The organism is Synergistaceae bacterium (genome assembly GCA_017540085.1).
GTDB lineage: Bacteria > Synergistota > Synergistia > Synergistales > Aminobacteriaceae > JAFUXM01.
The window spans coordinates 1-22,586 of record JAFYBQ010000006.1; the positions used below are offsets into that span (position 1 = coordinate 1).

The 22,586-nt window shown below is 49.6% G+C and carries 21 protein-coding genes and 1 pseudogene; 15 read left to right on the forward strand and 7 right to left on the reverse strand.

Annotated elements, in window-relative coordinates; all coding sequences use genetic code 11:
• Nucleotides 1-72 precede the first annotated feature (72 nt).
• Genes IKQ95_00655 through IKQ95_00670 form a run of 4 tightly spaced genes read left to right on the forward strand, consistent with a single transcriptional unit; the run spans nucleotide 73 to nucleotide 4,824 of the window.
• The gene (locus IKQ95_00655) at nucleotides 73-3,591 is read left to right on the forward strand and encodes a UvrD-helicase domain-containing protein (GenBank protein MBR4195204.1); all 3,519 of its coding nucleotides are present in this window, start codon (nucleotides 73-75) and stop codon (nucleotides 3,589-3,591) included.
• A complete protein-coding gene (locus IKQ95_00660; protein MBR4195205.1) occupies nucleotides 3,563-4,330 on the forward strand; it encodes a DUF1275 domain-containing protein in 768 nt (255 codons plus the stop codon). Before IKQ95_00655 ends, IKQ95_00660 begins: the two co-directional genes overlap by 29 nt.
• Before the next feature lie 16 nt (nucleotides 4,331-4,346).
• Complete coding sequence (locus IKQ95_00665) at nucleotides 4,347-4,646, forward strand: hypothetical protein (GenBank protein MBR4195206.1); 300 nt, start codon at nucleotides 4,347-4,349, stop codon at nucleotides 4,644-4,646.
• On the forward strand, nucleotides 4,609-4,824 hold the full coding sequence (locus IKQ95_00670; protein MBR4195207.1) for a type II toxin-antitoxin system YafQ family toxin: 216 nt from the start codon (nucleotides 4,609-4,611) through the stop codon (nucleotides 4,822-4,824). Before IKQ95_00665 ends, IKQ95_00670 begins: the two co-directional genes overlap by 38 nt.
• Nucleotides 4,825-4,945: 121 nt before the next feature.
• Here the strand turns inward: IKQ95_00670 and IKQ95_00675 are convergent, their stop codons facing one another.
• The 5 genes from IKQ95_00675 to IKQ95_00695 all read right to left on the reverse strand — a co-directional run bounded on the left by IKQ95_00675 (nucleotide 4,946) and on the right by IKQ95_00695 (nucleotide 10,014).
• The gene (locus IKQ95_00675; protein ID MBR4195208.1) at nucleotides 4,946-5,260 is read right to left on the reverse strand and encodes an SHOCT domain-containing protein; all 315 of its coding nucleotides are present in this window, start codon (nucleotides 5,258-5,260) and stop codon (nucleotides 4,946-4,948) included.
• A 647-nt stretch (nucleotides 5,261-5,907) separates the two neighbouring features.
• Nucleotides 5,908-6,879, reverse strand: coding sequence for an ABC transporter permease (locus IKQ95_00680; protein ID MBR4195209.1), 972 nt, complete (start codon nucleotides 6,877-6,879; stop codon nucleotides 5,908-5,910).
• Nucleotides 6,869-8,383 carry a sugar ABC transporter ATP-binding protein gene (locus IKQ95_00685; protein ID MBR4195210.1) on the reverse strand — a complete coding sequence of 505 codons (1,515 nt, stop codon included), beginning with the start codon at nucleotides 8,381-8,383 and terminating at the stop codon, nucleotides 6,869-6,871. The genes IKQ95_00680 and IKQ95_00685 overlap by 11 nt, the downstream gene beginning before the upstream one ends.
• Before the next feature lie 68 nt (nucleotides 8,384-8,451).
• Complete coding sequence (locus IKQ95_00690; protein ID MBR4195211.1) at nucleotides 8,452-9,375, reverse strand: sugar ABC transporter substrate-binding protein; 924 nt, start codon at nucleotides 9,373-9,375, stop codon at nucleotides 8,452-8,454.
• 111 nt (nucleotides 9,376-9,486) lie between these two features.
• A complete protein-coding gene (locus IKQ95_00695) occupies nucleotides 9,487-10,014 on the reverse strand; it encodes a cupin domain-containing protein (GenBank protein MBR4195212.1) in 528 nt (175 codons plus the stop codon).
• A gap of 65 nt (nucleotides 10,015-10,079) precedes the next feature.
• Here IKQ95_00695 and IKQ95_00700 point away from each other — a divergent pair, with 65 nt between their 5' ends.
• From IKQ95_00700 to IKQ95_00715, 4 genes are all read left to right on the forward strand, one after another.
• The gene (locus tag IKQ95_00700; protein MBR4195213.1) at nucleotides 10,080-11,375 is read left to right on the forward strand and encodes a hypothetical protein; all 1,296 of its coding nucleotides are present in this window, start codon (nucleotides 10,080-10,082) and stop codon (nucleotides 11,373-11,375) included.
• Nucleotides 11,376-11,411: 36 nt separating this feature from the next.
• Nucleotides 11,412-13,487: a sel1 repeat family protein gene (locus tag IKQ95_00705; GenBank protein MBR4195214.1), complete on the forward strand. Its 2,076-nt coding sequence runs from the start codon at nucleotides 11,412-11,414 to the stop codon at nucleotides 13,485-13,487.
• 156 nt (nucleotides 13,488-13,643) lie between these two features.
• Nucleotides 13,644-13,784, forward strand: coding sequence for a hypothetical protein (locus IKQ95_00710; protein MBR4195215.1), 141 nt, complete (start codon nucleotides 13,644-13,646; stop codon nucleotides 13,782-13,784).
• Between the two features lie 147 nt (nucleotides 13,785-13,931).
• On the forward strand, nucleotides 13,932-14,261 hold the full coding sequence (locus IKQ95_00715; GenBank protein MBR4195216.1) for a DUF1622 domain-containing protein: 330 nt from the start codon (nucleotides 13,932-13,934) through the stop codon (nucleotides 14,259-14,261).
• A 458-nt stretch (nucleotides 14,262-14,719) separates the two neighbouring features.
• Here IKQ95_00715 and IKQ95_00720 read toward each other — a convergent pair whose 3' ends face one another.
• Nucleotides 14,720-15,061 (reverse strand): thioredoxin family protein, encoded by a 342-nt coding sequence (locus IKQ95_00720; protein ID MBR4195217.1) that lies wholly within the window; start codon nucleotides 15,059-15,061, stop codon nucleotides 14,720-14,722.
• A gap of 3 nt (nucleotides 15,062-15,064) precedes the next feature.
• A complete protein-coding gene (locus IKQ95_00725; protein MBR4195218.1) occupies nucleotides 15,065-15,289 on the reverse strand; it encodes a thioredoxin fold domain-containing protein in 225 nt (74 codons plus the stop codon).
• 283 nt (nucleotides 15,290-15,572) lie between these two features.
• Between IKQ95_00725 and IKQ95_00730 the strand changes: the two genes are divergently transcribed.
• The 7 genes and pseudogenes from IKQ95_00730 (at nucleotide 15,573) to IKQ95_00760 (ending at nucleotide 22,450) form a co-directional block, all read left to right on the forward strand.
• On the forward strand, nucleotides 15,573-16,760 hold the full coding sequence (locus IKQ95_00730; protein ID MBR4195219.1) for a hypothetical protein: 1,188 nt from the start codon (nucleotides 15,573-15,575) through the stop codon (nucleotides 16,758-16,760).
• Nucleotides 16,757-17,800: a hypothetical protein gene (locus IKQ95_00735; protein ID MBR4195220.1), complete on the forward strand. Its 1,044-nt coding sequence runs from the start codon at nucleotides 16,757-16,759 to the stop codon at nucleotides 17,798-17,800. The genes IKQ95_00730 and IKQ95_00735 overlap by 4 nt, the downstream gene beginning before the upstream one ends.
• A 6-nt stretch (nucleotides 17,801-17,806) precedes the next feature.
• Complete coding sequence (locus IKQ95_00740) at nucleotides 17,807-19,195, forward strand: hypothetical protein (protein MBR4195221.1); 1,389 nt, start codon at nucleotides 17,807-17,809, stop codon at nucleotides 19,193-19,195.
• Nucleotides 19,196-19,210: 15 nt separating this feature from the next.
• Complete coding sequence (locus IKQ95_00745) at nucleotides 19,211-20,008, forward strand: hypothetical protein (protein ID MBR4195222.1); 798 nt, start codon at nucleotides 19,211-19,213, stop codon at nucleotides 20,006-20,008.
• Entirely contained in the window at nucleotides 20,008-20,763 is a 756-nt protein-coding gene (locus IKQ95_00750; GenBank protein MBR4195223.1) for a hypothetical protein, read from the forward strand. Before IKQ95_00745 ends, IKQ95_00750 begins: the two co-directional genes overlap by 1 nt.
• A 230-nt stretch (nucleotides 20,764-20,993) precedes the next feature.
• Nucleotides 20,994-21,386, forward strand: coding sequence for an IS200/IS605 family transposase (tnpA, locus tag IKQ95_00755; protein MBR4195224.1), 393 nt, complete (start codon nucleotides 20,994-20,996; stop codon nucleotides 21,384-21,386).
• Nucleotides 21,383-22,450: pseudogene (locus tag IKQ95_00760) on the forward strand (transposase). The gene tnpA and the pseudogene IKQ95_00760 overlap by 4 nt, the downstream one beginning before the upstream one ends.
• The last annotated feature ends 136 nt before the right edge of the window (nucleotides 22,451-22,586 follow it).

The following is a 22,586-nucleotide window of genomic DNA, read 5'->3' on the forward strand; positions in this document are numbered from 1 at the left end:
AATTAAGCCCGTTTTTGCCGCGTGATATTATGATTGTCATTTACATTTTCACAGAGAGGAGTCTTTATGCTTATGCTTACGCTTTCAGAAGATACCCCGAAAGGACAGCGAGACGCAATCACAGCCAACGACAAAACCATAACAGTTGAGGCCGGAGCAGGCACGGGAAAAACATGGGTGCTTTCTCAGCGTTATTTGCGGTTATTGCTTGATGATGATGATTTATTGCCGTCCGACATTCTCACGCTCACTTTCACGGAAGCCGCCGCCGGAGAAATGAAAGCCCGCATAGAGTCCCTCATAGAGTCAGCCCTGAAGGATTACCCGAATCACGAGAGGAAGCAGAATATTCTTGACGGCCTGAGTGATTCATGGATTTCGACAATACATTCATTTTCCACGAGGCTTATACGCGAGTCGGGGCTGTCGCTCGACATTGATCCGATGGCCTCGGTGATTTCGGCGTATCAGGAGCAGGCATTCTGGGAGGACGTACGCAACGCCGCGGAGTTTGCCCGGCTCGGGCGGCTCGCTCAGAATTACGCAAAGGGTGAAATTGTTGTAGCCGCAAAATCTCTCGATGATGACCCATACATGAATGCCGCCGTCGGGAAATGGGGAGCCGGGAATCTCGCCTCGTTTGCGCGGAATGCCGCTGACCTTCATTCGTCATCGGGGCTTTCGTGGCAGGATATGATGAAATGGGCTGATGATGACTCAAAATTGCTTGAGGAGTCCGGGCGCAGGGTCATGGCCGTATTGCGGGAGGAATGGCGCAGGGCGTGGGCTTTGTGGCAGAATATCACAGTTGACGGCGTGAAATCTTCAGACATGGCCGGGAATGCCCTCAAGAATTTTCTTGACGGAATGAGAGCCAATCCCCCGGCGAATGATGACGAGCTGAGATATTTTTATGACCAGATAGCGAATAATCCCGCCTATATCGGGAGAAGTGCCGCCCTTGTCGCATTGCGTAACACCGCTGTGGGAAGCACTCTGTCAGTATGGAGAGGTGAACAGCCTTCAGCAGTCAGGAAAATCACCGCAAGTTTTCTCCTGCCCGTAACAGACGAGGAAAAGAAAATGCGCCGTACCCTCATGAGATTTTGCGCGGTTTCGCGGGCAATCTGGGACATGATGAAGTCAAAGCGCGGGCTTCTATCTTTCTCGGACATGATACTTCACGCAAAGCGAACAATTGAAGGCAGAGGAATCCGGCGGGCGTTCAGGCATATTCTTGTTGACGAGTTTCAAGACACAGACCCCTTGCAGTTCGGGATGATTGAGTCTCTCAGGAATTATGATGACGGCTCCGGGCTTTTCGCTGTGGGAGACCCTAAGCAGTCAATATACAAGTTTAGGCACGCAGACCCCGCACTATTCGCCGATGTCATTTCACGCAATGACACACGCAAAATTTCTCTTGATACCAGCTTCAGGACTCGCGAAATATTGTTGTCCCGTATAAATTCAATGTTCGCAAAATTGTGGCCGGACGGAATCAGCCGACAGGAGTCCATGAAGAATGTGAAGTACAACGCCTTGTCCCCGGCGAATAATATTGACGGCCGGGAGTCCGGGACAATGCCGGATTTCGGGGTGTATCTTCTCAGGAATGATTACGGGGCGGAGGAAAGCCGCAAGATCCTCGCCGATGACTTAGCCGGAAAAATATTGTCATGGGTCAGTGAAGGCCGAACAGTTTGGGACAAGAAAGAGCAGCATATACGCCCGGTGAAATTCTCGGATTTCGCGATACTTTCACGGAGCCGGGGATGTTTCGCGATACTTGAGGAGGCATTAGAGCGTTACGGGATTCCCTCAGTCCAAGACAGAAGCAACGACTATTTCAGCCGCGGGGAAATCGGCGATGTAGTATGCACACTCAGGGCGGCCGCTGATTTCGGCGATGATTTCTCCGTAATGGGCTGGCTTATGTCTCCGTTCTCAGGCGTGAAGGAAGATGACGCAGTCGCAAAATGCCTCGCCTTGCCGGACAAAAATCACAAGCCCGCAGACCTTATCCGCGAAAATTTCCCGGAAGCATATTCACGGCTCGAATATCTTTCTGTTGTCGGCGAAAATGAAGGAGCTTCCGGGATTATTTCGTTCTACGACAGAAAAAGGGACTGGCTTTCGTGTTACCCGGAAAAAGACAGGCTCAGAGTCCTGCGTAATGTCCGGCTCGCTCTGAGGATTGCCCGCGAATTTCAGTCGTCAGGAACATCAAGCCTCATTTCATGCGCGGACTACATGACTCGCTCAGTCAGGAACAAATCACAGTACGAGGAACCCGCCTGGCATAATGAGGACGAAAACGCGGTGAGGCTCGGCGCAGTCCATTCGGCCAAAGGACTCGAATACCCCGTAACAGTCGTATTTGCCGACTCCGTAAGCAGAAAGCCCGACTCAAATCCCCTCAAGCCCTCGCGGGATCTCGGTATCGTTTTCAGCAGGCTTCCCGATGAGATTTCACCCGCAAAAGATTTCAGGTCAAAATTATCCGGCTGGCACAATTTATTGTCAGGGCAGGGCGACACGGAAGAGGAAGAGCGGCTATTCTACGTTGCCTGCACAAGGGCGCAGGACAGTCTGATTTTCTGCGGACTGATTAAGCCCATCGACAAAAAGACAGGGGACACGACTCCGAGAGGCTATCCTGATACGTGGTCAGATTTCCTGCTGAGGAGCATACCAGGATTTAGTGAGCCTCCTGAAATCATTACGGCTGACGGCGGGAACGTCCCGGAAATTTCCGGCCATGATGACGCGGAGAAAGTCATTCAGGCTGTCGAAACGGTGAAGGCTGTGCGGGCACTGCGTCAGATTTCGGCGACATCATTCGCGCTGTATGAGTGGTGCGCGTATGCGTGGAGGCGGAAATACCGACAGGGGCGGACTCTGACATGGGAGCTTCCTGATATGGGGAATGATTCTGACGATGATATTTCAGCGGTCGGCGGGGCGGCACTTGGGAGTCTTGCACACTGGATACTGTCGCGGCGGCCTGTCAGTGATGATTACGAGTCGGACATTGACACGCTGCTTTATGACCGTGATACGCTGGGCAGGCTTCCGGGTTACCTGCGCGACACGTGGAGGCACTGCGACAAAAACACGCTCCGTAAATGGCTGATGGATTTTGCCCGGAGTCCTCTCGGAATGACCCTGAGAAATTCGCCGGACGCGGAACGGGAATATATGTTCAGGATTCCGCTTGATGATAATACCGTCATGGCCGGAGCTGTTGACGCTGTTGTGGAAAATATTGTAGCTGACTACAAAATAACGGCTGTCGATAATGTCCCTGAAGGATTCTACGACTCACAGCTCGATTTCTATGCGTATGTGATTCACGAGAAGACGAAAGCAGAAAGCGTTGACGCTAAAATAGCGTTTCTCCGGGAAAATACAGTATATGGACGGACAATTACAGACTTTGCCCCGATACGTGAGAGAATAGAGAGAGCCGCGGCGGAATGCGCTTCCGGGAAAAATGAGTCATACCCGGCTAATCACGCTCACTGCGGAAAATGTCCGTTCAAGAAAGGCTGTGCGAAAATTGCAGAAACAATTTCAGCGAGCGAGTGAGAAACAGAAGGAGCTTCACAGGGAGCTTCACCGGGAGCATTATTTGACGTGCGAGAAGTATTATATCTTTGAGCTTCTGACGGTCGCCGGGGGTATGATGGGACTTTACACTTACAGTTTGCGGGGGCAGGTCTTCAGCAACGCCCAGACCGGGAACATCGTCAAGATGGCGGCGGCTATAGGCTGGGGGCGTTACAGTGTCGCGCTGTACTACCTGATTCCCTTCACGGCGTACATACTCGGCACTATATTGTCTGAAATTCTCCCGGAGAAAGTCAGAAAGGCTCACTTCATACGCTGGGACACATTGCTTGTCGGCATTGAGATTGTAACGCTGTTCATTGTGGGATTCATTCCGTTTTCATGGCCGGATCAGATAGCGCAGGTGATAATAAATTTCCTCTGTGCCATGCAGTTTAACACGTTCCGGCAGGCTGAAGGAGTCCCAATGGCTACGACGTTCGTAACAAATCACGTAAGGCAGATAGGAATCTCAGTAGCAAGAATCATCAGGCATCACGAGCAGGAAAAAGAAGCCCGCGCAAAAATGCTGAAGCACGTAAAAATCATTCTCGCGTTTATGATCGGGGGGATAAGCGTTACGGCACTCGCCCCCGTCCTGAAGGAGAAAACTATATGGCTTGCGGTGATTCCGCTGAGTGCGTGTTTCTGCGTTCTGTTGCAGTCTGATTTAGTGTATGAACGGGCAATGCTGGATATTACGCCGCACGGTCATTAGTGAGAAGGTGAAAATTATGGCTGTTACGGAGAAGAAAAAAGTTTGGGTTAAGCCTGACCGCAAAATGACAATGGAAGAGCTTTGGGAGCGTTTCGAGTATGACCCGGATTATGTTGATGATGATCCTGCGTATGAGGCTGCAATTTATGACAGGTACGGTAATCCGACATACGGGACTTTGTGCGCCAAGTACGAGACCGACCACAATTTAGGCTACGGGCCGTATACAATTGATGAGCTTTTCGCGGAATTTGACAAATGGCGCGAGGAGGCAGACCTTGAGGAAAGCGAAGCACGGCGGGAAATTCAAGCGTGATTACGAACGTGTACTAGGCGGAAAATACAGAAATATTATCATTCACCCTAAAGGCGAGTTATGGGCGATTATATATGCGCTTGAGAATGGCATATCCCTTCCCGAACGGTATCACGATCACGCGCTTCATAACAACTGGGAGGGCTTCCGCGAGTGTCATATACGGCCTGATTTCTAGCTGATTTATGCGTATGTTGATGATGATGTTCTCTGGCTTGAGAGGCTCGGAACTCACTCCGAAATTTTCGGGCTGTAACAAAAAAATTTCCCCCTTCAGAAATTCGGAGGGGGATTTTCTTTTACAGGCCAAGCAATTTTTTCTTCACTGCGTCAAATTCTTCTCTCGTTATTATTCCGTCATCAAGAAGACTCTTGAACTTCCTTATTTCGTCCGCTGCTGAATATCCGCAATGACAGCCGAATGACTCTTCCGCACGATTCGAAAAGCCCCGTGAAGATTCTATACTCTGTGAATTTTCCGGCTTCCCTGCGCTTGAAGGTTTTCCGCGTGAAGGCTCAAAATTTCCCGTATACAGACAGCGTTTATACACATGCCACTCATCAATATAGCCGATTGATTTACGCATTGCATTTGATGACGCGCCTATTGTCATGGGGTATTCATCGCTCGTGAAGTTCAGCGTGATTCTTTTCTCGGCCTTCATTTTCCCGTTGATGAACAAGCGCACTACCTTTTCAGAGTCTCTTGTTACTGCTATGTGAGTCCACTGCCTTATGGGTATTTCGGACTCAGTTTCAACCGACACTGAGCCGCTGAAGTCGGAGTAGAAAGAAAGTTTGCTGTTGTCCCCGCCCGCTTCCTTTACGAGGTTCACGTTGTAAAGAGTCCTCGTGCCGTGAAGCCATCTGCTGAATACAGTGAATGTTGTCGTGGGATAACGGTCAGTTACGTATTCAACCGGGTATACCCATGTTTCCATCGTAAACTCACGCGGGAAATCAAACGCTTCTTTGTTCTCGGTCTGAAGATACGAGTCGCCGTCAAGGTAAAGCGATTTTCCTCCCGTTACAGATTCTTTTGACGAAAGCACCGGGTCTCCGAATGCTTCCCATTTGATTCCGGCCTCATCGCGCAAAATCGAGTCGCTGAAGTGCATTACGGATGACGAATCATTTTCAGCAGACGCAGAAACGCACAGCAGAGTCAGAATTATAACCGCGCAAAATATTCTCCTCATCTCAAAATCGCCTCCCATAAAAAAACGAGGGACAAAATTTCTGCCCCCCGTGTGTAGTCTGATTACTTTCTGCGCTTCTTCAGCATGTCGACATAAACCGCAAGCAATATCACTATGCCTTTTGCGATTTGCTGCCAGAAGGAATTGAGTCCGAGAAGATTCAAGCCGTTGTTCAGCACTCCGATGATTAACACGCCGATCATTGTTGAGCCGATTTTACCGACTCCGCCTGACATTGACGTACCGCCCAAAACTGTAGCCGCAATCGCGTCCATCTCGAAACTCTGTCCCGCTGTGGGCTGACCTGATGCCATTCTCGCGCACAGTACAACGCCCGTAAACGCCGCCAGAAATCCGCTCATCGTGTAGACAAGTATCTTTGTCCGCGCAACGTTCACGCCGGAAAATATTGCTGCCTTGTCGTTTCCTCCGACCGCGTAAACATGACGGCCGAAACGAGTCTTGCTGAGGAGAATCACGCACACAATCAGGAACACAATCATGTAGATTACGGGATAGGGTATCGGCCCAAGCCAGCCCGTTCCGATTATCTGATAGTCCGGGAACATTGCGCGTATAGGCTGGCCGTTGGAGTAAATATACGCCGCGCCTCGTGCAATCTGCATCATCGCAAGAGTTACGATAAACGGAGGGATTGTTGTCTTTGCGATTACGAATCCGTTGAAGAGTCCGAGAGCCGTACCGATTACGATAGCAAGTATTACAGCCTGCGCCACCGGCATGTTGTTGAACGCGATGAAGCCCGCGCTGAGAGTCCCAGACAGAGCCAGAATTGACCCGACAGACAAATCAATTCCGCCCGTGATGATTGCGAATGTCATTCCGAACGCAAGACAGGCATTTGATGACACCTGCCGCAATACGTTCACTAAGTTTCGCTGTGAGTAGAAGACTCCGTTTGTTGTGAGCGACAATATTACGCACATCGCAAGAAGCCCGATAAGCGTACCCATATTTTCTTTGAAGTAGCGCGTAAATCCGTTCTGCGCCTTAACCTGATTCTCAAGCGGCATAGATATTTCCTCCTGTCCCTGTCGCATAACGCATTATTGTTTCCTGGCTCAGTTCGTTCTTGCTGAGATTGGCTGTAACTTTTCCCTCGTGCATGACTAATACGCGGTCTGACATGTTGATGACTTCCGGCAAATCTGAGCTTATCATGAGAATCGCGACTCCCTGTTTCGCAAGCTCATTCATGAAGCCGTAAATTTCCGCCCTCGCTCCTACGTCGACTCCCCTTGTCGGCTCATCGAGGATTAAGAGTTTCGGTTTTGTCGCAAGCCATTTTGCAATTACTATCTTCTGCTGATTTCCGCCCGAAAGATTTTCCGCGAGCTGTTCGGCTGAAGGAGTCTTTATCGCCAGTTCCTTAATGTAGCGCGTGATTGTGTCGGTCTCTTTTGCGAGATTGCCCAATGGCCGCCCCCTGAAGATTTCGTGAAGTACCGTCAATGTAAGATTGTAGCCGACGGAATTAATCAGCACGAGTCCTTCCTCTTTGCGGTTCTCAGGAACCATCGCGATTCCGTTGTTCATTGCCTGACGCACTGAGCGAATATGCACCGGCTTCCCGTCAATGAGAATCTGCCCCGTGTACTTGTCATCGATCCCGAAAATGCAGTGTGCCGTTTCAGATCTTCCTGCGCCGACAAGCCCGGACATTCCGACAATTTCACCCTCACGCACTGCGAACGATACGCCGTTGACGAACGGAGGCGATACTAGGTCTTTCACTTCGATAACGACTTTTCCCGGCTTCACCTCGTCCTTGAAGTAAAGCTGAGTCAATTCTCGCCCTACCATCATTGCGATTAATTGATCGTTCGTAGTCTCGCGTGTGTTGACTGTGCCGACATACTGACCATCGCGCATGATAGTTACGCGGTCTGTTATCGCAAATAGCTCGCTCATTCTGTGGGAGATGTAGATGATTCCGATTCCCTCAGCCTTTAGCTGTCTCATCGTCTCAAAAAGTACTTCCGTTTCTTTGTCCGTCAAAGACGCTGTAGGCTCATCCATCACGAGAATGTCAGCCTTTACTGATAACGCTTTTGCGATTTCTACCATCTGCTGCTGGGCAATGCTCAAGTCTTTGATTAGCGTGTTCGGGTCAAAGTCGAGGCCGAGACGCTGAAGCATTTTCCGGGCGGCTTCGTTCTCTTCTCCGCGCTTGATGATTCCGGCTACGTTACGTTCGCGGCCTAAGTACATATTCTCAGCAATCGACAAGTACGGCACTAAGCACAATTCCTGATGAATGACGCTGATTCCGTGAGCCTGTGAGTCAGCGACACTCTTCATGATGTGGGACTCGCCCTTTACGATTACTTCTCCTTCTTCGGGGATATAGATACCTGCAAGGCACTTGATGAGGGTAGATTTTCCTGCTCCGTTCTCGCCTAAAAGCGCGTGGACTTCTCCGGCTCTCAGCTCAAAATTTACATCTTTCAGCGCGTAAACGCCGGGGAATTTCTTGTGAATGTGTTTCATTTGGAGCAAAATATTTTCTTCTGCCATAAAAATTTTCACCTCCATAAAAACAAGAAGACAGGAGGCAAACGCTCCTGCCCTCCGTCATTCATAGTCTACTGCCAGCCGTCAACGCCAAATGAGTCAACGTTCTCGATTGTGATGAGCTGTACGGGTACGGGGATATGCTTCTCGACTTTTTCGCCCGCGAGAATCTTATAGGCCATCTCTACGCCGATTTTGCCGATGTTGATGGGGGACTGCGCCGCTGTTCCGGTCATGTCGCCTTCCTTTATGGCCTTCTTTGCGTCGGGTGAGCCGTCAACGCCGTAAATCAATACGCCCTTCATGTTCGCGGCCTTGAGTGCCTGAATTACGCCGCGTGCTGTCGGGTCATTGACGCACATAACAACGTTCATATCCGGGTGAGCCTGAATGATGTTCTCCATTTTCGGCATGGCTATTTCGAGCTGACCTTCTGAGCTGTCCTCCGCGACAATCGTAAATTCCGGGTGCTTCTCGATTGTAGCCTTGAAGTTTGCGATTCTGTCGATGCCTGTCTTTGTTGTGGGATGTCCGAGAATTACGGCTTTCCCGCCTTTGGGAAGACGCTTGAGCATGTCCTCAGCGCAGACGAGTCCGGCGGCGAGGTTGTCAGAAGCGACTATGCAGGCTACGTAGTCCTCATCATAGACAGCCGCGTCAACATTGATGATTGGGATTCCTGCTTCGTGGGCGGCCATGAGTCCGGGGGCAACTGCCTGCCAGTCGACAGGGTTAAGGAAAATTGCGTCAACGCCCTGCGCTACCATGTCTTCAATCTGTGAGATCTGCTTCACGGGGTCAAGTGCTGGGTCAAGCGTTATGAGCGTGTCGCCGTTTGCCTCAACAGCCGCTTTGATTGCGTCGTTCATGACTCCGAAAAACGGATTGTTCATCGTCATGTAGGTTGCGCCGAATTTCCTGCCCTGAGCGCCTGCTGCACAGACCGAACCGATAATGAGGGATACTGCGAGGAGTAATACAAAAAGTTTCTTCATGATTAAGAGACTTCCTCCTATGATATAAATTTTGTACGCAAAAAATTTTGGATGAGGTAATTATACAGTCCCCGCACATTTTTTGAATACCGAAATTACACAGTATGCACCCTAATACGCAAGGTAATCTATATCATCTGCAACATCTGGGAATCTCTCGCGGATTTCCTTTTTGCCCACCAGCCTGAAGCCCTCGTACCTGAATTTCGGAGAAGTCGCGCATGACACGAAAGTGAAGCCGTCATCATTGAGATTTTCCGCCGCGAATATTGCGCCTTTAGGGATTACCGCCATATGCCTTTGTCCTTTGCGAATGTCCGCGCCGAGAAGATATTGAGTCATTTTTCCGTCAGCAAGCACTGTGATTTTGAGGCCACAGCCCTCATGATAGTACCAGATTTCCTCGCAGTCTATTTCGTGGAAGTGTGATATTTCGCCCGCGCCAAGCAAAAAGTATATGCTTCCTGCTGAAGGCCGCCCGTCTGTTTCTGAAGATGACGTGTAGACCTCAGCGAATGAGCCGCCCTCCGAATGTCCCGAAAGATTATAGGCTTGCCTGAGTTCGTCAGCGCGTGAAAGTGCATGAGCTTTTACGGACGAAAGAGCCAGAATCACAGCGCACATCAGCAAATTTTTCATGATGCTTCCTCCTTTACAGGCTGATTATACTATTGCCATCCCAAACAAACAGGAGGCAATCACGCATGAATTACACCATCGGAATCGATACAGGCACAACATCAGTCAGCCTAGCCGCAATCAATGAATCCCGCGAGCTTGTAGCCAGCAGGACAATCAATCACGGCGCATTTATCCCCGGCGATTTCCCCGAATCACGGGTACAGAATCCCGCGCTAATTCTCTCGGCGGTCATGGCCGGACTCGAATCGATAACGCAGGAATACGGCGCACCCTCCGCAATCGGCTTCACAGGCCAAATGCACGGAGTGTTATACCTCGACAAAGACGGAAATCCCCTGTCCCCCCTCTACACATGGGAAGACCCAAGCGCGAATATTCCTGTTGACGGAAAATCATCGCTCGAAATTCTGCGCTCTCACGGCGTGAAATGTTCAGCGGGCTACGGAGTCGCGACTCATTTCTACCTTCAGCGGGCCGGGAAAATTCCTGCAGGGGCGGTGAGGCTCTCGACAGTCAGCGACTATATAGCAATGAAACTTTGCGGGAAAAATTCCCCGGTTCTTTCCGCTGAGATGGCCGCGGGGCTTGGAGGCTTTGACCTTCAGCGGCGTGAGTTCATGATTGACCGACTCGAATCTGCGGGCGTTGATGTCTTATTCCTTCCCGAAAATGTGAAAGGCTATGCGTTAATTGGCCATGCGGGAAATAATGTGCCTGTCATAACTTCAATGGGAGATAATCAGGCCAGCTTCATGGGTTCTGCTGACGACGAGGGAAATACCCTCCTGCTTAATGTCGGAACGGGATCGCAGGTTTCATTCATGACTCAAAATTTCGTTGAGACTGACGGAGACATAGAGCTTCGGCCATACGGTGAGAAATATATTCTTGCGGGTGCGGCACTTTGCGGGGGGAGGGCTTATGCCATGCTTGAAGGATTCTACCGGGAAATCTGCGGGAGTCCGTGCTATGACATGATGAGCCGGCACGCTGAAGAGTTTTTGCGGACTCAGGGTCTGACTCATGCGTGGAATGTCGACACAAGATTTCAGGGTACGCGCTCCAATCCCAATATCACCGGGAGCGTAACGGGAATCACATCGGACAACTTCACGCCGGGAGCGTTCACGGTCGGAGTCATACGGGGGATTATTGCTGAATTGCACGGAATGTACACGGCCATGAAGAATTTGACGGGAAGGAATGCCGCTGTCCTTGTGGGTTCCGGGAACGGCCTGCGGAAAAATGAGATAATGCGGAGGATTGCGGGCGAAATTTTCGGGCTTGAGGTGAGAGTCCCGAAATACCAGGAGGAAGCCGCCAGAGGCTGCGCGATTTGCGCCATGAATTTCGTGTAGAATATTCCCATTCCCAAACACAAAGGAGCATTCAGCATGAAGAAATTTTCAGCACTAATTATCATTCTCATACTCTCATCATCGCCACTTCACGCAGAGTATGACCCTCAGCACACAATGTTAGCCCTCAACATGGCAATTGTCTCGGTCAACCGAATTTTGACGGCGGAAAGCAGAGCAGTACTTGAGCAGGAATACAGCAGTATCATCAACAACCTTAGTCTCGGAAACATTGAGAGCGACACCGAAATGACCGCGCTTTACCGGGACTTGATGACCGTAATCACAAGCAAGCGTCTACGGTCGGAAGACTCGCGGAGATTCCTCACGTATTACGACACAGCAGAGAAACGACTCGTATCTTACGCACTCTCAAGCATTCGTACTCACGAAGCCCGGCTAAGGTCAGCACAAAATGAAGCGCAAGCCTCATCACAGGGAATCGCCCGCGTAAATTCGGAGCAGAACGCAATAATCGCAGGCTGGCTCGGAAACATGGCGGTCTCGTGCGTCTCGTCATTCTTCGGCGGAATATTCAGCTCATCGGAACTCCTCGATGACACCGTGAATGCTTACGACTCATATCAGCGTTTAGAGTTCATGCGCGGATATTACGAGTCGGAAGGACAGCGGGCAAATTCTCAGGCTGAAATCTCACGCGCTCAAATCTCCGGCTTGAGGGACGAACTCAAACACGACTCGGCCATGCTCAAAGAGGAGCTGAGAAATTCGCAGTGGCTCTTAGACCGTCAGGAAATTTCCGAATGCGACTCTCTTCAGCAAAGACTCCTCACAGCCTCATGGAATCTCCTCAGAAAATACAGCCTCCCAGACTCTTACCGTCTCACTCAAAAGACTCTCAGCTTCTACTACAAGGCACTGAACGAGCAGGACTCCGCCAAAAAGCTCCGTATGCTGCGCGCGATTGAGGACGAGTTTTCGGTGTACCCTCCCTACTGGTATTACCGCGCAAAATCAGCAGAGGAATCCGGCAATGCCTCCGAAGCTGAAAAAAGTTTCAAGAGGTTCGGCGAAGTGTGGCGGCCAGTCCTCAGAAGAGACCCCTACAAAGTCGAGGCAGAGAAATACCGCGTGAGGAAACTTGCTGACGATGACCCGCAGAAAAATTCCCGCGCTATTCTTGACGCTCTCGAAGTGATACGCTCAAACACTCCCAAAGATGACTGGGCGAATAACCTTTTTGCCGGAGTCGCGTTTTTTGTGATGGGCGACAAAGAGCAGGGCGTTGAATGCTTAGAGCTTAATGTTGATTTTGAGTACGAGACAGATATTAGCGGGGCATTGCTCGCAGAAATGAAAAAGGGCAGGCTCGACTCCGAATCAGCGCAGGAAGTCTCACGATCTCTCAGGCTCGGCGCACTCACGAAGGGAATGAGCGATGACGTTCGAGCGAGGGCGGCGGCATTGGCGGATTTCTTTGACGGTGTTGACGGTGCCGTGAAGAATCTCGAAAGCCTAAGCAGGTCAGCAGGAAGCCCGTCAATATTCCACGCTCTGAGAATCGCTGAACAGATGAAGGGAGGCACTCAGGATTTCGGGAAGGTTGTCGGACTCATGAAGGCTCATGACGGACTCAGGGACGAAATTTACGGTGATTACTCCGCTGTAATGCCTGTAGTGATGAGCTGTGCGAGCGCGGACTCTGTAAGCGCAAAAATCTTCATGGCCGACTCGCTGCTTTACGGCTGGGGAATTGAGCAGGACGCAAAGAAGGCGGAAGAGATTTTCACGGGGCTTGCCGAGAGCGGGAATGCTTACGCGCAGTTTGTGATTGTGCAGAGTCATTTTGCCGGGCAGAAATACGAAGCTCCGAAGAAATACACCCCGCAGGAACTCGAAAGGATATACCAGGAGGGCTACAAAAATTACGGCATTTTCGGCCCTAACAATGCAAAGGCCGCTGAACTTTTCACAATCGCTGCTGAAAACGGACATTCTGAAGCCCAGCGTTTGCTTGGGCATTGCTATAGATACGGTTACGGAGTCAGCAAAGATTTGCAGAAAGCGCGTTACTGGTATCAGCAGGCGGCGAATCAAGGGGATAGAGACGCACGTCAACAGCTCGATAACCTGAACAGGAACGGAAAATAGCAAGAGAGACATACGGCGGGGCGATTCTTGTCCCGCTGTTTTTGTTGCGCTGAAATTCCCTCAGTGCTAAAATAAGCACCCCGTAATCTCACGGCGGAAAAATAATCCCAAGGAGGCGGCAGTCAAAAAAATACGTGGCGAAGGAGGTGAAAAAGCATGTGGCAGGCTGCACTTGTTCTGTCGATATTGTTCATAAGCCTCTACGCGGAATTTGAGATTGACACCTTTACGGACGCGGACGGCGCGAAACATTCCCGGTTTAACGTAAGCATAAAGAAATCGAGCCTGATGAAATAACAGGCAGCATGTATGAAAGATTTTGCCAGTAATATCAACCAGTCAATTTAGACTATAACAAAGCGACATAAGTTCCCAAGACGGATAAAAAGATAACGGCCTCCTCTCGTGTAGAATATTGCTATCACGAAAGGGGGAAAATTTATCATGGGGTTTCTGACTCAGATTGAAGGAGTCTTCAAGCTCGTTGTGCAGTACGGAATATTATTGATGGAGTGCGTTGGCGTAACGATACTGCTGTTCACGGCGGTGAAATCAATCTGCGGAATAATCATGCGCGACTCACATGTTAGGCTCACTCTCGCGAAGGGCATAGCACTGTCTCTTGAGTTCAAGCTCGGCGGCGAGGTATTGAGGACGGTAATTGTCCGTGAATGGTCAGAGCTTGCGATACTCGGCGCGATAATCGTGCTTAGGGGTGCGCTTACGTTCCTGATACACTGGGAAATAAAGACGGAGGAAGCCAGCCTGAAATAGCGGGCAGAAAAGAGACTCAGTGGGGGGTGTTATCTCACTGTTTTGGAGGTTGCTAAAATGCGACTTTGAGGTAAAATGTTTATCGTTCATTGAATCTATCAATGGCAAAAATTATACGAAAGGTGGTGATTGCCCATGAGGACAAGAATATGTCCGTTCCCAGCCAAACAAGGGGGGAAATGGACGTGAAGAGAAAAATCTTGAAATTAATTGCAATGGCCTTCGGACTTTATGTCGTGTGGTTTGACGACAAAGATGTCGCGATCAAGTATTCTCATGGTGAGTACGTCATAACAATTAAACTGTAGTAGCCGTGAGTTTTTTGGAGCTGTGATCCCCTCAAAGGATTTCAGCTCTTTTTAGTAGCCTGACATTAAAACCGAGGCCGCCCCTCTCTCAAAGGCAGCCCCGGAATCTTTAAGGAGACTTTATTATGATGCAGAAATTGTTTATTGCGGCTATATCTTTATGCCGACCTTCTCGAAAACCGCAAGCACCTGCTCCAATGTTCTCGGCCCGATTTCACGCGCTCTTTCTTTCCCGTCAGCGTCCCAGAATATCATCATAGGAATGTGGCGAACCTTGTACTCTTCTGCCGTTTCGGGATGCTCATCGAGATATATGTAGCTAGTTGCGATTCTTGTGCCGTACTGCGAGTCTATCTGCCTGAGAACTGACAGCATTTTTTCACACTCAGGGCTATTCTTCTTCAGCAACACTGTTACAGAAGGAAGAGCCGCATACGCCGCCGAACATAACACCGCCACAAAAATTACCGCCGTCAGAATTTTAGCCTTCATGAATTACTCCGCTCCCTCTATGTTTATGCCGTTGTCCGCAAAAACTTTCAGCACGTTGTCTTTTGGCATGTAGCCTATTTCCCGCGCTATCTCTTTTCCGCCCGCGTCTTTGAATATCAGCATGGGAACATAGCGCACCCGGTATTCTTCTGCCAGTTCGGGGCTGTCCTCAAGATATATGTGAGACGCTGAGACCTTCCCGCCGTATTCCTTCTCTATCTGAGCCAAAACTTTGGCCATCTGAGCGCAGGCAGGTCATGTTTTTGTCGACAGCATCATCACGGAAGGAAGCGAGTCAGCAAATGCCGCCGAACACAGCACCGTCACAAAAATTATCGCCGTCAAAATTTTAGCCTTCATGTTACGCGCCACCTTCACGAAATTTTTACGGGTAATTTTATATGCAGATTGTATAAAATTTATGCAGGCAATCTCAATCCCTAATAATAACTAATTTCACTTGCGCTATAATTTCGGCATTCATTAATACAACAAGGGAGAAATTTTCAAGATGGAAGAACAGGGAAAAATAATCAGTTCCTGCGACATTGATTCAAACCTTGCGCTCCAAATTTGGACACGCGGAAAAACTCCCCGGCTTTCAGTCCTCAACAAGGCGAAAAATTCCCGCAAGCTGATTCATATATCATGGATAGAGAAAAAATCACGCACTCTTTCTATCAGCGGGAAAAAACCCGGCGAGAATTTCAATTACACCGTGAGCGACTTAGGCCCGGCAGTCTCAAGAATCTTAACCGAATATTTCGCACGGACTAATTTCAAGGTCAAGTTCCTGAAGCTGTTTCTTGACTTGGAGAAGGCCGTCCATCATCCTGAGCCTTTCTCCAGCAAGTCGGACTTTGCCATGATGACTGAGGAGAAACGCTCTTCATTGTGGATTGCTGACTGCTCCGAGGGGGACAGAAATTCGGGGGTGTTCCGTCCGTTTTTCCCGGCAAATTCTCAGGAGGCCGAATCACTCACGGAAGACAAACTCAGAATCGCAAGCCTCAAGATGAGGACAACGGAAGGACTCTTCAGCCTCGGAGTCGTTGACGCTCTCAAGCAGGCTAACCCGGAGAGATGGCACAACACATTGAGGGTTACAGCCGCGGCCATGCTCTTGGGCTTCTCTTACTGCGGGGCGGACGGCTCGAAGACTTCCGATTACTTTTGGACAGCCGGAGAAAAACCCGTAAACCTTAACCCAAATGTTACAGTCCTGAAAGCACCCGTCAAAAAACTCTCAATCAATGACGCTGAATTAGCCCGTCTCGGCTACAAGCTCACGGCATATATACGCCACATTTACCGGGCGAATGAGGTCGATATATCGTACTCAGACGACAGCGAGAAATCATTACAGGACTCAGGCTTCACACGAAACAGGCGTTTTGACTTCAACGCAGGGACAATCGGCGATGTTCCCTACAGGGTTACTTTCTACGCAAACGAGCGCGACAGGCTGACGGCTTTCGGCTGTAACCCGCGAATGCAGACAGCAAAGCACCGCGGCGACATGGTAATAATGATTCCGACAGAAATTTTCACGGAGGCAATGAATGATGACACTATCGGGGGCGTGTCCGGCAATGAGTTCTACACGCTCACGCGGCTTTTGTGGGCTAGGGAGTTCTCTGAATGGTACGGAAATATCCGGCCTTATGTGCAGAAATTCGCGGGGCTGATTGAAGGATGATACGTAAATTTTTGTGCGCGCTTCTTTTGCTGACACTCTGCGGAATCTCGGAGGCCGGGCAGCAGAGGCGGCTTTCAGTCGTAATTTTCCCGACAATTAACAGCACCGAGCTTGAGATTTGGCAGAGCAAGTATTACCCGTATAACGTGCTTGAGGAAAAAATGTCGGACTACCTTGAATCCCTCTACAAAACTTCGCCGATGATTGACGCGAGAGTCCTCGACGAGGCCGCCATGAATCGATGGTTATCCGGGTCAAGACAGGGCGATGACATGGCCGTTCAGCTTGAATTGTATTCGGCGGTCATGAAGGACAAACATATTATAGGCACATCGACTTCAGGAAGGGTGCTTGTACGGATTAGAGTCTTTGACCGTGCGAGGGTTCGCGAAATTTCCGTGCGTAATGTCCGCGGCAAAAGCTCAAGATTCACGCTTGATGACGAGGCTTCTATATTCTGGTTTGACGCGGCTGTGGCGGGATTGGGCGTGCCGTTTGAGAATGGCTTTGACCTTTTCGGGCTGACTCAGGGGAAATACAAAGGACAACAGATGAGCCGCCCGACTTGGGATCAGTTCAAAGGCACAGCATATTGGCAGGCAATCAAGAACGCAATCGCCAACGCCCACCGGGAGTCACTTGACCAAATCCGCAACGTAATCCGCTCCAATGACCCCGGCGCAATGATGGCAGGACGTGATAATTTCTCGGACAAGTACAGGACAATCGGCAGAATCTTAGCCCCTACAGCGACATCAACACGCAAACGCCGCGACTATATAATCTCGCTGGGAAGAATCCCTGACGGAAGCAATGACGGTGTGAGAGTCGGCGAGGTTCTTGACGTTGTGAGGGCGGACACGTATGTTACTGTCGTCCCGGATGAGCCTGTTGTAGTATTGCCGAAAGTTGTCGGAAAAGTAAAGGTGATAAAAGTCTACGATGACAATGCAATAGTCAGAGTCGTAAAAGATAACAAGAAAGAACCCGTAACCCTGAAGGATTTAGTCGTAAAAGAAACAGGCATAACAGGCAGGTGATAAATGATGAGGAAAATATTTCTGACACTGACCGCAATTCTGATGTTTGCTGAAAGTTTATACGCCGCCTCAATCATTCCCGATGATGACAGCGCAATATATCCCCCGTACAATGAACAGCCCCCGGCACAGCAGGAGACTCCAAAGCCCGCGCCCGCTCCCAAAAAGACTCCCGCAAAGAAAAAGCCCGTTCCCCAAAAGAAGACTTCCGCGAGAAAAACGCCCCCCGCGAAAACTTCATCACGCAGAAAGCCCGCGCCCGTGAGGCAGTCTTCACTTCAGAAGGGCATAGAGCTTATGCAGCAGGATCGATACGAGCAGGCAAAACCGTACCTCCTCAAAGCCATTCAGGAGGAACGCAACAACCCTAACGCGTGGTACTGGTACGGGGTATATCACGAGAAGACCGGCGGATTCTATCAGGCTCAGTATTTCTACACGAAAGCCATAACGATTGATCCGGCGTTTGAGCCATTGTCGCGAGTCGTGTTTTACCCCGATGACCCGGAGAAAACTCCCCTGTGGGATCCTAAACGCCCCGCGAGAGTCCACCCTGTCGAAACAGCTTCCGTACCGCTCAATGTCTCACGATTCCCGAATGCGCCCAATGACCCCGAAATTCCGCAGGTACCCGTGTATACTCCCCCTGAGCCGGGAGCGTCCCCGCTTGACGGAGACTCATGGAATCCCGCTGTCTATGTCCCGCCAAGCCCGGAAGAGCTGACAGAAACAGGCGAGTCCCCTGTGTATATTCCGCCTGACGCTGAGTCCGTTGAGGCTGACGAACGGCAGACGATAAAATTTCCCGCATACAATACGGACATCACTATGTCCCGCCCGGAGAATGACCAGATAATCCCGGACAGGGAAAAGATAATGAGAGTCCAGAAGAGAGCCGATAAACCGCTGTACACTCCGCCCGAACCAGGACAGAGAGTCGAGACTCGCCCCGCACAGAATCAGACCGAACAGCCCCACAAATCAGCAAGCGTTCAGGCCAAGCCCGCGCAGGGCAAGAAGTCCGCGACAGTCCCGGAAAGCAGGGTAGTCCGTCAATCTCAGAAGAAGCCCGCGAAAGCCACAGCAAAGACTCCCGCAAAGACCGCCCGGAAATCTCAGACTAGGACTCAGACTCCCGCCTCGCAGGACGTAAGACCGCAGACACGGACTCAGCCTCGCACACAGCGGCAGCAGAATCAGAGTCAGACTCCGACTCCGGCACCGAGACAGCAGACTCCGACTCCTGTTCCGCCGCCCGCACGGCAGACTCAGCCCGAACCGCAGACAGCTCCGAGACGGCAGAATGAGTATCTCCCCCCTGTGGGACAATATGCACCTGACCCGGGGACAATTTCAGACAGGCCGATTCCCCCGGTCGGACAGGGACAAAATTAGCGAGGTGATTATTTGATGATGAGGAAAATTTTTGCCGGGATGATTCTTTTGCTGACTGTGATATGCGCTGAAGGACTTGCCGCGGAGAAAGCCATACGGGTAAATCAGCCCGCGTATCACTCAATGAATTTCTACGTCTACAAGCCCGCGAATCTCCCGAAAGATTTTTACGTTACGTTTGACGGCTATTTAGTGTACAAAGGCGAGAAGGGAGTCTGGCATTACGCCACTGCGGAGAAATCCGGCATCGCTAAAACCGGCTACGTTGTCGGCTCAGTCCTGCCCTATGTCGTGAGGCTCAAGCCGTACAGCGCGAAAATATCATCAGTCGCGCCCATACTGGGAGGAGACCGCGTAAAAGATCCCCCGTCAGCAAAAACTGACCCGAAATCAAGCCGCGTTGTATACATGCCGCCGGAAATGCACGCGGAAATTTATACCCCTCAGCATTTCAGCCCTAACGCTTCAGACTGGACGCAGAACTCTAACTTCATGGCCGTAGGAAAATGGCAGAAGAGCATAACGAAAATGGGAGTCCTTTACCGCCCTAAAATCCCGGTCGCGTGGAAGGGTGATTTTCCTGAAGCAGTCTACGCATGGAACGGAATGACGTGGATTCAGCTCGCCTCAAAGAATCCCGGCTCAACCGCAAGAAATATCCTGCGCCGTGAAATATATGATTTGACCGTCAGCACAAACAAGACAAACCGCCTTCATTGGACGGATGACGACTCCAGCGTCTTGGCACAGTTTGCGGCCATGTGGGGCTATGAATGGGTCGGCCATATTATTTTAGGGAGGGACTTTTATTGATGATGAGACGCATAACTCTTGCAGTTTTCGCGCTGCTGCTTCTGTGTTCAGAGTCCCACGCGAAACGCTACGTTACGGAGCCGCTTTTAGTGCCTCAGTCGCCCTACGCGGGAATGACTTTCTATGTTTACCGACCGTATGACATGCCCCCGGGATGGTATATCACGCTTGACGGCTATCCGGTGCACAGAAACGATGACGGGATGTGGGTATACGGCACAGCGGAAGGGCCTAACCTTGTACCGACAAATTATGTCGTCGGCTCAATAGTGCCTTCAATGGCGGGCATAACGAAATGGATTTCTGACGTTCAAATCTCAGAGCTTAGGAAATATCCGAATAACGCAGAAATTCAAGCGGTCAGACAGAAAGGCTTCACCCGCAATCAGATGTCGAAAGGTGAAAAATATTCCACGTACATCCCTGACTGGACATTCAATGCGTCATTTATGGCCGCGGGAAATTGGCGGGGTACTGTTGACCGCATGTGCGTATTGTCGGAGCTTGGAGTTCCTGCGGCGTGGCTTGGAGGGAGTCCGAAAGTGATTTACGTGTGGACGGGGTCAATGTGGACTCAGCTTGATACGGGTGATGTTAGGTCGCCGAAAAGAGTCTTTGCGCGGAACTACAGCAAGGTTCAGAGGCTCGTTAGGCAGTCGGGCTTCAAGTGGTACGCCCAGGACACGCCCGTTTTGGCACAGCAGGCAAAGGCATGGGGCTATTACTGGCTAGGAGAGATAAGCATAAAGAACTAGTGATACAGCGCAGGAATTATTGCGGCGGAGGAAACAGCATACAATATCAACCCTCCGCCCGGATTCCTTGCCGGGAATTTACGCATACGGCTTTAACATAACCGCGCAAGAAGTCTCCCGCCTCTAACCGTAGCGTAAGCGGTGAGATGAATTGTGCCTACTTATCTTGATAAGTTATAATTCAGTTGTCATCCTTCTTATAGGCTGTAATATCATGAACTTAGACACTAATAATCAATAATCATTCAGTATTCTTATTATATTATCATCTAGTTCTTGTCGTGAAATATCGCCGTCAGGTTTTCGATGATACTATGAGTGAGTTTGCTAAAGATATTTTTCTCCGTATCTCTAAACTTCATAACATTACTTTGGAGCAATGGAAGCATGACAAAGACCATGTTCATGTAATGTTCCGCGCTCATCCCAATACTGAAATATCCAAGTTCATAAACGCATATAAAAGTGTTTCATCACGCCTGATAAAGAAAAATTTTCCTGCTGTACGGCGAAAACTTTGGAAAGAAATGTTCTGGTCAAGAAGTTTCTGTTTGCTTACGACAGGAGGCGCACCGATAGAAGTAATAAGAAAATATATAGAAAAACAAGGGCAGAGCAAATGAACCGGGCATACAAGTTCAGAATATATCCGAATAAGGAACAGCGAATAATGTTTGCCAAGACATTTGGCTGTGTACGTTTTATCTATAACCTAATGCTGGCAGATAAAATCAAGCATTACCAGCAGACAGGAAAATCCTTGTCAGTAACACCAGCCAGATATAAAAACCAGTATGAATGGCTGAAGGAAGTAGACAGTTTAGCCCTAGCCAACGCGCAGTTAAATTTGCAGACGGCATATAAAAACTTTTTCCGAAAGAAACGAGCCGGATTTCCGAAGTACAAAAGCAAAAAGAAAACCCGCAAGAGATACACGACCAATAACCAGCATGGGAGCATAAGAATGGAAAACGGAAAAATTAAGTTGCCGAAGGTTGGTTATGTAAAAATAGTTCAGCATCGCCCGATGATGGGAGTAATAAAGAGTGCGACAATTGAGCAAACGTCAACGAATAAATATTATGTAAGCATACTTGTAGAGTACGAAAGCCAAGTACCTGAAGTAGAGGCTCATAAATTTATCGGACTGGATTACTCAATGCACGATTTGTACGTAACCTCAGAGGGAGAACGAGCGAATTATCCCAGATATTTGCGCAAGCATGAAAGGAAATTAGCGCGACTATGCCGATGGCATTCCAGACGAAAAATAGGTAGCAAGAACCGAGAACGAATGCGAATGAGGGTATGTCTGGAGTACGAAAAAATAACGAACCAGCGTAGCGACTATCTTCACAAGAAATCATATAACTTAGCGGAAAAATATGATGCTGTATGTATAGAAACACTAGACATGCGGACAATGAGCCAATTATTGCGTTTCGGAAAATCAGTATCGGATAACAGCTTCGGAAAATTGCGAGAAATGCTGTCATATAAATTGTATTATCGCGGGAAACGATTGCTGCAAGTAGATAAATGGTATCCGTCAAGCCAGCTCTGTCATGAATGTGGTTACAGGAACATGGAAGTGAAAGACCTGAAAATCCGAGAATGGAAATGTCCCTCATGCGGAGCGGAACATGACCGAGATATAAATGCAGCGATAAATATCCGCGAGGAAGGGAAACGAATAACAAGAGCTACCGTAGGTCATCCAGGAAGTAACGCCTGTGGAGAGGGTGTAAGACACTATAACCTATATAAGGAAATAGCGCGGTCTTCGGTGAAGCAGGAAGCTCCCGCTTCTTAAAGCGAAGGTA

What these genes read in the sequence shown, in the direction of transcription:
- IKQ95_00740 (MBR4195221.1), top strand. Translation starts at nt 17,807, where the DNA reads ATGAGGAAAATATTTCTGACACTGACCGCAATTCTGATGTTTGCTGAA.
- IKQ95_00735 (MBR4195220.1), top strand. Translation starts at nt 16,757, where the DNA reads ATGATACGTAAATTTTTGTGCGCGCTTCTTTTGCTGACACTCTGCGGA.
- IKQ95_00655 (MBR4195204.1), top strand. Translation starts at nt 73, where the DNA reads ATGCTTACGCTTTCAGAAGATACCCCGAAAGGACAGCGAGACGCAATC.
- IKQ95_00695 (MBR4195212.1), bottom strand. Translation starts at nt 10,014, where the DNA reads ATGAAAAATTTGCTGATGTGCGCTGTGATTCTGGCTCTTTCGTCCGTA.
- IKQ95_00685 (MBR4195210.1), bottom strand. Translation starts at nt 8,383, where the DNA reads ATGGCAGAAGAAAATATTTTGCTCCAAATGAAACACATTCACAAGAAA.
- IKQ95_00705 (MBR4195214.1), top strand. Translation starts at nt 11,412, where the DNA reads ATGAAGAAATTTTCAGCACTAATTATCATTCTCATACTCTCATCATCG.
- IKQ95_00700 (MBR4195213.1), top strand. Translation starts at nt 10,080, where the DNA reads ATGAATTACACCATCGGAATCGATACAGGCACAACATCAGTCAGCCTA.
- IKQ95_00730 (MBR4195219.1), top strand. Translation starts at nt 15,573, where the DNA reads ATGGAAGAACAGGGAAAAATAATCAGTTCCTGCGACATTGATTCAAAC.
- IKQ95_00675 (MBR4195208.1), bottom strand. Translation starts at nt 5,260, where the DNA reads ATGACAATAGGCGCGTCATCAAATGCAATGCGTAAATCAATCGGCTAT.
- IKQ95_00665 (MBR4195206.1), top strand. Translation starts at nt 4,347, where the DNA reads ATGGCTGTTACGGAGAAGAAAAAAGTTTGGGTTAAGCCTGACCGCAAA.
- IKQ95_00745 (MBR4195222.1), top strand. Translation starts at nt 19,211, where the DNA reads ATGATGAGGAAAATTTTTGCCGGGATGATTCTTTTGCTGACTGTGATA.
- IKQ95_00715 (MBR4195216.1), top strand. Translation starts at nt 13,932, where the DNA reads ATGGGGTTTCTGACTCAGATTGAAGGAGTCTTCAAGCTCGTTGTGCAG.
- IKQ95_00750 (MBR4195223.1), top strand. Translation starts at nt 20,008, where the DNA reads ATGATGAGACGCATAACTCTTGCAGTTTTCGCGCTGCTGCTTCTGTGT.
- IKQ95_00680 (MBR4195209.1), bottom strand. Translation starts at nt 6,879, where the DNA reads ATGCCGCTTGAGAATCAGGTTAAGGCGCAGAACGGATTTACGCGCTAC.
- IKQ95_00710 (MBR4195215.1), top strand. Translation starts at nt 13,644, where the DNA reads ATGTGGCAGGCTGCACTTGTTCTGTCGATATTGTTCATAAGCCTCTAC.
- IKQ95_00690 (MBR4195211.1), bottom strand. Translation starts at nt 9,375, where the DNA reads ATGAAGAAACTTTTTGTATTACTCCTCGCAGTATCCCTCATTATCGGT.
- IKQ95_00720 (MBR4195217.1), bottom strand. Translation starts at nt 15,061, where the DNA reads ATGAAGGCTAAAATTCTGACGGCGGTAATTTTTGTGGCGGTGTTATGT.